Origin of the sequence: Catenulispora pinisilvae (assembly GCF_015356865.1) — a bacterium.
GTDB classification, from domain to species: Bacteria; Actinomycetota; Actinomycetes; order Streptomycetales; family Catenulisporaceae; genus Catenulispora; species Catenulispora pinisilvae.
The window spans coordinates 1-7893 of the sequence record NZ_JAAFZA010000355.1 but is presented as its reverse complement, the minus strand read 5'-3'; the positions used below and the strand labels follow the sequence as shown (position 1 = coordinate 7893).

Here is a 7893-nt window from a genome sequence, read left to right as displayed (position 1 = left end):
GTGCGGGTCCGGTGGCAGGAGTTGTTGGGGTCGGGGCGTGTCAGTGCTCTGTTCGGGGCGGAAGATGCGGGCCGGAAACGTAAGCGGGGTAAGCGCGGGGGTGAGGCGGATTGGAGTGCGCGCTTTCATAATCCGACCGCGCATGACGCCGTCACCGCGCCGCTGCGCGCCGCGCTTGTGGAGGCCGTGGCGCGGGGGCATCGCGCGGCGTTGGAGCGGGCTGTACGCAAGACCGTGGAGCAGTGGGGGCTGACGCCCGGGGCGCCGGAGGTCGGGCCGGTGGATGAGGCGGTCCGGCGGGCCGCGGATCCGGCGCGGGCCGCCGCCGAATGGCTTGATCAGCTGCCGACCGTCATCCTCGATCAGTCGCATTCGCGGCGGACGACGCGCACGATCGGGCCGGCCGGGTCCGGGATTCGCAGAGCGGGCCTGGTTTTGGGTGTGGCCGCGTTGGCGGGTAGTGGGAGTGGGAGCGGGGCGAAGTCGGGCGAGGACGACGCCGCCGCCACCGCCGCCCTGGGCCTGCTGCGCACCATGTTCGGGCACGAAGACGCCGATCGGCTCAGGGCCATCGCGACCACCGCTCTGAAAGACACCAACAGCCGTCTGCTGGAGCGCGTGGCCGAACCCCATCGCGCGCTGCTGGCCGCCTACGCGCTCGATCCGAGGCAGGCGCAGGACCTCGCGGCGGCGCGCGCGGCGCTGGCCTCGGCCCGGAGTGAGAGAGACTGAGCATGGACTTCAACACCGGGCTCGCAGCCATGCCCTCCGAACAGCGGGAGCCGGCGCGAAGCAGCGGGCCCAAGGCCCTCACCACGCGCCTGGCGACGTTGGAAGCCCTCCTGAAGGAGACCGACCAGCGCCTGTCCGACTTCACCGCGCGGGAGGCCGACCGCATCCTGCGCCGGGTCCACGAGCGCATCGCCCTGTCCCCCGCCCACGTCGTCACCGTCATCGCCGGGGCGACGGGCAGCGGGAAGTCGTCGCTCTTCAATGCCCTGATTCGCTACGATCTGGCGCCGGTCGGCGCGATCCGGCCGACCACGACCACCGGGATGGCCTGCGTCTGGGATGCCGGGCACGCCGATGCCGGGCCTGCCGGTGACGGGCACGCCGATGACGGGCCTGCCGGTGACGTCCAAGCGCTGCTGGACCGCATCGGCGTGGCGCGGGAGAACCGGGTCATGCGGAGCACGCTGCTCAACGGCACCAATCGCCGATCAGAGCCCGAACTCGCCCCGCTGGTCCTGATCGATCTCCCCGATCACGACTCCGCGGTGCGGGCGCACCGGGACGAGACCGACCGCGCCACCGCCGCCGCCGACCTGCTGCTGTTCGTCACCGACCCGCAGAAGTACGCCGACGCCTCCTGGCACCAGCGCTACCTGACCCACCTCAGCCACCACCAGGAGACGCTGGTCGTCGTCCTCAACAAGAGCGACGAGCTGGCGGCGCCCGATGCCCGGGCCTGCGTCGCCGACCTGCAAAGGATGCTGGCCGAATCCGGGCTCAGCCGGGTGCCGGTCGTGCTGACCTCGACCCGCACCGGCGAAGGGCTGCACCAGCTCAGGGAGCTGATAGCGACGCGGGTCAGGCACAAGCCGGCCGCCCTCCTGCGCAGTGAGGCGGACGTCGACCGAGCCGCCACCCTCATCGCCGCCGAGCTGACGCCGCGCGATGGCAAGAATCCAGAAACCCTTACGCCGCAAGCGAAATCCGCCACGCTTCGAGCTCTGGGCGACAGCACCAGCCTGCAAGCGATGTCAGACCTCATAGACGGTACCTACCGTCGCCGGGCCTGCCTGGTCACCGGCTGGCCGCTCCGGCATGCCACCCGAACCCTGATATCCCGCGTCCGCGGCGGCGCCGAGGCCCGCTACGCCCCCTGGACCGGCGCGATGGACAGCGAGCCGGCACCGCCGCCGATCCAGCACGACGACGTCGTGCACGCCGTGGCCGCGTCCGTGGACCAGGTCGCCGAGGCGCTGCCGCCGCTGTGGGCCAAGGAGATGCGGAACATCGGGAACCGCTGTGTGAAGAGCCTGTCCGACACCCTCGACACCACGCTGTCCGGCACCGAAGTCGGCCCGCGCCTGGTCCCCCGCTGGTGGACCGCGGTCCAGGTGCTGCACTGGATGCTGCTGACCGCGGCGCTGGTCGGCATCGGCGGCGCCGTCGCCTACGCGGCCTCCGGCGGCGGCAGGGACTCCACCTTGCCGGACACCAGCCCGGTCCCGTTCCCGATCCTTGTGGCGCTCGTCGCGCTGGCGGCCGGGGCGTTCCTGGATCTCCTCTGCCAGCCGGCCGCCAGCCGCGCCGCCACCCGGCTGCGCGCCCGGGTGAGCGAACGCATGACCGAGCGGGTGCGCGGGGCGGCCGAGCAGCTGCTGTTCGCCCCGCTCGTCGCGGAACATGAACGCTATGTCAGAGCCAGGACCCTGACTCAGGGACTTGTCAGGAACACGGGAGAAAAAAGCGTGCCCCCGTCCGGCGGGGGACAGGGGCAGCCTTCTATTTAAGTACCCTTATTCCGGCAGGGAAGCCACCCCCGGCGCCAGGAATCGGTGACCGGTGACGGTCTGCGACACCCCGGCGCGGTCCAGGTACGGCGTGATCCCGCCGAGGTGGAACGGCCAGCCGGCACCGAGCAGCATGCACAGGTCGATGTCCTGCGCCTCGCCGACCACGCCCTCGGAGAGCATCAGGTCGACCTCCTGCGCCATCGCCTTCAGCGCCCGGTCCCGCAGCTGCTCCTCGGTCGAGGGCGACGTGCCGGGCTCGAACAGCTCCACGATCTCCGGGTCGATGACCGGCACGCCGGTGTCCCACTTGTAGATCGCCTTCTTGCCCGCGGCGACCAGCTTCGCCAGGTTCGGCGAGACGTGGAAGCGGTCCGGGAACGCGGCGTTCAGGGTCTCGGCGACGTGCAGCGCGATCGCCGGGCCCACCAGCTCCAGCAGCACGAACGGGGACATCGGCAGGCCCAGCGGCTCCAGCGCCTTGTCCGCGACCTCGATCGGCGTGCCCTCGTCCACCGCCGCGGTGACCTCACCGAGGAAGCGGGTCAGCAGCCGGTTGACGACGAACGCCGGGGCGTCCTTGACCAGCACACACGACTTCTTCAGCGTCTTGCCGACCGCGAACGCGGTGGCCAGCGACGCCTCGTCGGTCTTCTCGGCGCGCACGATCTCCAGCAGCGGCAGCACGGCCACCGGGTTGAAGAAGTGGAAGCCGACGACCCGCTCGGGGTGCTGGAGCTTGGAGGCCATCTCGGTGATCGACAGCGAGGAGGTGTTGGTGGCCAGCACGCAGTCCTCCCGGACCACGGCCTCGACCTCGGCGAACACCTGCTGCTTGACCGACATCTCCTCGAACACGGCCTCGATGACGAGGTCGGCGTCGGCGAAGGCGTCCTTGGTCAGCGAACCGGATACCAGAGCCTTGAGACGGTTCGCCTGGTCCTGGTTGAGCCGGCCCTTGAGCTGGAGCAGACCGATCTGCTCGTGCACGTAGCCGACGCCCTTGTCCACCCGCTCCTGGTCGATGTCGGTCAGCACGACCGGCACCTGGAGCCGCTGCACGAACAGCAGCGCGAACTGCGAGGCCATCAGGCCGGCGCCGACCACGCCGACCTTGGTCACCGGCCGGGCCAGCGCCTTGTCCGGGGCGCCGAACGGCTTCTTCGCACGCTTCTGATTCAGGTTGAACGCGTACAGGCCGGCCCGCAGCTCGTTCGTCATGATCAGGTCGGCGAGCGCCGCGTCCTCCAGGGCGAAGCCCTCGTCGTTGGAGGCGGTGGCCATCTTCTCGATGATGTCCAGGGCGCGGTACGGAGCCGGGGCGGCGCCGTGCACCTTCGAATCAGCGACCTGACGTCCGCGCGCCACGGCGGCGGCGTAGTCCTCGGCGCCGAACTCCTTGCGCTGGACTGAGACCGAGCCGTTGATGACCTGCTCGGCCCAGGCGATCGACTCCTCCAGGAACGCCACCGGCTCGAACATCGCGTCGGCGATCCCGAGCTCGAAGGCCTTGGGGCCCTTGAGCATCCGGTTCTGCGACAGCGCGTTCTCGACGATGACGGTGACCGCGGCGTCCGGGCCGATCAGCTTCGGCAGCAGCGTGCAGCCGCCCCAGCCGGGGACCAGGCCGAGGAAGCACTCGGGGAAGGCCAGCGCCGGGACGCCGGAGGAGATGGTGCGGTAGGTGCAGGCCAGCGCGACCTCGACGCCGCCGCCCATGGCCGCGCCGTTGACGAACGCGAACGAGGGCACCGGCAGCGCGGACAGCCGCTTGAAGGTGTCGTGGCCGGCCTGGGCGATGGCCAGCGCCTGGTCGCGGTCGCGCACGACCTCGACGCCCTTGAGGTCGGCGCCGACGGCGAAGATGAACGGCTTGCCGGTCACGCCGACGCCGACGATCTCGCCGTTCTTCGCCGCGGCCTGGACCGCGTCGATGGCGGCGCCGAGCTGTACCAGGCCGCCGGGGCCGAAGGTGTTCGGCTTGGTGTGGTCGAAGCCGTTGTCCAGGGTGATCAGCGCGAACTTGCCGGAGTGCCCGGGCAGGTCGAAGAACTGGACTGGGGCCTTGGTGACCACTTCGTCCGGGAAGAGCTCTGTGGCGAGAGCCGTCAGGTCCTGAGTCACTTGCTCTCTCCGCTCCAGTGGGGGTTCTCCCAGATGACCGTTCCACCCATACCGATGCCGACGCACATCGAGGTGAGGCCGTAGCGGACCTCGGGGTGCTCCTCGAAGTGCTGGGCCAGCTGGGTCATCAGGCGCACGCCGGAGGAGGCCAGCGGGTGGCCGATGGCGATGGCGCCGCCGTAGGGGTTCACGCGCTCGTCGTCGTCGGCGATGCCGAAGTGGTCCAGGAAGGCCACGACCTGAACCGCGAACGCCTCGTTCAGCTCGAACAGGCCGATGTCCTCGATGGTCAGGCCGGCCTTGGCCAGCGCCTTCTCGGTGGCCGGGACCGGGCCGATGCCCATGACCTCCGGCTCGACGCCGACGTAGGCGTAGGACACCAGGCGCATCCGGACCGGCAGGCCCAGCTCCTCGGCGACGTCCTCGGCGGCCAGCAGGCAGGCGGTGGCGCCGTCGTTCAGGCCGGCGGCATTGCCCGCGGTGACCCGGCCGCGGACCCGGAACGGGGTCTTGAGCGCGGCCAGGTCCTCCACGGTGGTGCCAGGGCGGGGCGGCTCGTCCGCGGTGACCACGGCGTAGCCCTTCTCGGCGTGCCGGGCGGCCATCGGGACCAGGACGTCCTGGAACTTGCCGGCGGCCAGCGCCTTGGCGTACTTCTCCTGGGACGCGGCGGCGAAGGCGTCGCAGCGCTCCTTGGTCAGCTCCGGGTAGCGGTCGTGCAGGTTCTCCGCGGTGGAGCCCATGACCAGCGCCGAGGGGTCGACCAGCTTCTCCGCGACGATCCGCGGGTTCGGGTCCACGCCCTCGCCCATCGGGTGCCGGCCCATGTGCTCGACGCCGCCGGCCACGACCACGTCGTACGCGCCGAAGGCGATGCCGCCGGCGGTGGTGGTCACGGCGGTCATCGCGCCGGCGCACATCCGGTCGATCGAGTAGCCGGGGACGGTCTTGGGCAGGCCCGCCAGCAGCGCCGCGACCCGGCCCAGGGTCAGGCCCTGGTCGCCGATCTGGGTGGTGGCGGCGATCGCCACGTCGTCCACACGGTCGGGCGGCAGCTGCGGGTTACGGTGCAGCAGCTCGCGGATGCAGCGGATGACCAGGTCATCCGCCCGGGTCTCGGCATAGACGCCCTTCGGGCCGGCCTTGCCGAACGGGGTACGGACGCCGTCGACGAACACCACTTGTCGCACGGCCCTCTGGGTCTGAGGCACGTTGGCTCTCCTCCACACGGAACGGTTCTGCGACCATGCTACTCACGAGTAACAAGGTTCGGCGAGCGCGGGGTGTGGTGACCGCGGTCACGGCGCCGGGCGGTCGCGCGACCAGCGTGGCAGACGAACCTCGGGAGGGCCGCGCGGGTGTGCGGCTCGCTTGGACCGAGCCGCACACCCGCACACGTTTCTCGCCGTCGGACGCCGGTCGCCGGACGCCGGACGCCGGTCCCCGGGGTTCGCGCGACCAGATAGACCAGGCCCAGGCAGACCACACAGACCAGACAGCCCAGATATCGCCAGCACATTTCCAGCGATCAGACGACGATCCGCGCGCTCAGACCGAAACCGGGTCCCCGGAAAGCCGCTTGGCCAGCTCGGTGGCCTTCACCTCGGCGTCCGCCAGCGCGGCCGCCCGCGAGGCCGCGGCCAACGGCTTCAGCTCGGCCATGGCCGGGACGGTGTCCGCCAGCGTCAGCTCGATGGTGATGAACTCCGGCGTGACACCCAGGTGCGCCGAGAAGACCGCGGCCAGGTAGTTCTTCACGAACTCCATGCCCTCGCGCGGGGTCCCGGGCTCGTAGGAGCCGCCGCGGGAGGCCACGATCACCATCGGCTTGCCGGCCAGCGACTGGGTGCCCTCGCCGAGCGTGCGGCCGGCCAGGATGATGTGGTCGATCCAGGCCTTCAGCGAGGACGAGAGGCCGAAGTTGTACATCGGGGCGCCGATCAGGATCGCGTCGGCGTTCTCCGCCTCCTCGACCAGGGCCAGCCGGGCGGCGTGCACGGCGGCCTGCTCCGGGCTGTGGTCCTCCGGGGCGGCGTACGAGGCCGAGACGGTCAGCACGTCCATGTGCGGCAGCGGATCGGCGGCCAGGTCGCGGTGGACGACCGTGCCCTCGGGGTGGGCCGCGCGCCAGGCGTCGGCGAAGGTCGAGGTGACGGCGCGGGAGGCGCTGGCCCCGTCGGGGAACAGCGAGGCGTCGATGTGCAGCAGGGTGGCCATGGAATACTCCTCAGCTCGATGGTTACCTTTTGTTCGTGGCTTATGATGGGTGATCGACGAAGGGTCTACAAAAGGCACACCCGGGTACGGCCAGGCACATGGATGTGACCGTCCAGGTCAGGCACCCGGCACGGCGAGAGTGGGAGAAGCGATGGTGACGGAGGCTCAGCGGGAACCGCAGTCGGGGCAGGAGTACCCCCCGCTGGCGCCGCCGCCGGCCCCGGTGTTCCCCGGACCGCCGGCGGCGTGTCAGGAGCACGGCGGCAAGGGCCGCTTCGTCCGCACCGTGCTGGAGCGGATCGGCGACAAGTGGAGCCTGATGATCATCGGCGGCCTGCACGAGGGGCCGCTGCGGTTCACCGCGTTGCAGCAGAGCATCGGCGGGATCTCGCAGCGGATGCTGACGCTGAACCTACGGCACCTGGAACGCGACGGGCTGATCTCGCGGACCGTCTATGCGGAGGTGCCACCGCGTGTGGAGTATGAGCTCACGGAGTTGGGGCACAGCTTGCTGGTGCCGGTGCTGGGCTTGGTGAACTGGGCCGCGGACCACGCTGAGCTGATCGAGACACAGCGGGACACCTATGACGCGGCCTTGGAGGGAAGCTCAAAGGCGGACGTGGCAGCGCCGCTATAGCGAACTCCCGCTATAGCGCAGCCCTCTTATAGTTCAGCTCTATATAGCTCAGTCCTCTAAATAGCTCAGTCCTCTAATAGCGCAGTCCTCACTCCCCCGACTCCTTGGCCCGCGCAGCCACCTCCCGCAGCACTCCGCCGATCGTCGGCGTCGCCAGCCGCACCTGCCACGGCCGGGCCCCGGCGGTGGTCAGGAAGGTCGCGACCTGCTCGTCGCCCGGGGCGGCGGCCGGCGGGTTCCAGCACAGCCGGCGCAGCGAGTCCGGGGCGAGGAGGTTCTCCACCGGCAGGGAGTACCGCGCGGCCAGGCCGGCCATGGCCTCCCGGGCAGCGGTCAGGCGCTCCGCCGCGGCGGGGTCCTTGTCCGCCCAGGCGCGGACCGGGGGCGGGCCGTCGC

Annotated in this window: 6 protein-coding genes and 1 pseudogene; 3 read left to right on the top strand and 4 right to left on the bottom strand. The window is 70.7% G+C overall.

What is annotated here, in order from left to right:
• The coding region (locus tag IZR01_RS46360) for a hypothetical protein (protein ID WP_228561334.1) at positions 1-732 on the top strand (732 nt) is incomplete at its 5' end.
• A gap of 2 nt (positions 733-734) precedes the next feature.
• On the top strand, positions 735-2519 hold the full coding sequence (locus IZR01_RS46355) for a dynamin family protein (protein WP_194927548.1): 1785 nt from the start codon (positions 735-737) through the stop codon (positions 2517-2519).
• Between the two features lie 6 nt (positions 2520-2525).
• Here the strand turns inward: IZR01_RS46355 and IZR01_RS46350 are convergent, their stop codons facing one another.
• The 3 genes from IZR01_RS46350 to IZR01_RS46340 form a co-directional block, all read right to left on the bottom strand.
• Positions 2526-4643 carry a 3-hydroxyacyl-CoA dehydrogenase NAD-binding domain-containing protein gene (locus IZR01_RS46350; RefSeq protein ID WP_194896319.1) on the bottom strand — a complete coding sequence of 706 codons (2118 nt, stop codon included), beginning with the start codon at positions 4641-4643 and terminating at the stop codon, positions 2526-2528.
• A complete protein-coding gene (locus IZR01_RS46345) occupies positions 4640-5854 on the bottom strand; it encodes a thiolase family protein (protein WP_194896320.1) in 1215 nt (404 codons plus the stop codon). Before IZR01_RS46345 ends, IZR01_RS46350 begins: the two co-directional genes overlap by 4 nt.
• Positions 5855-6191: 337 nt before the next feature.
• Positions 6192-6860, bottom strand: a complete 669-nt coding sequence (locus IZR01_RS46340) for an FMN-dependent NADH-azoreductase (RefSeq protein WP_194896321.1) — start codon at positions 6858-6860, stop codon at positions 6192-6194.
• 151 nt (positions 6861-7011) lie between these two features.
• On the opposite strand from IZR01_RS46340, the gene IZR01_RS46335 reads away from it, so the two are divergent.
• Positions 7012-7497 carry a winged helix-turn-helix transcriptional regulator gene (locus IZR01_RS46335; RefSeq protein ID WP_194896322.1) on the top strand — a complete coding sequence of 162 codons (486 nt, stop codon included), beginning with the start codon at positions 7012-7014 and terminating at the stop codon, positions 7495-7497.
• A gap of 88 nt (positions 7498-7585) precedes the next feature.
• Here the strand turns inward: IZR01_RS46335 and IZR01_RS46330 are convergent.
• Positions 7586-7893 (bottom strand): annotated as a pseudogene (locus IZR01_RS46330) (ribonuclease D); the annotation flags it as partial.

Coding starts and splice junctions, on each gene's coding strand:
- IZR01_RS46355 (WP_194927548.1), top strand. CDS start 735: ATGGACTTCAACACCGGGCTCGCAGCCATGCCCTCCGAACAGCGGGAG.
- IZR01_RS46340 (WP_194896321.1), bottom strand. CDS start 6,860: ATGGCCACCCTGCTGCACATCGACGCCTCGCTGTTCCCCGACGGGGCC.
- IZR01_RS46335 (WP_194896322.1), top strand. CDS start 7,012: ATGGTGACGGAGGCTCAGCGGGAACCGCAGTCGGGGCAGGAGTACCCC.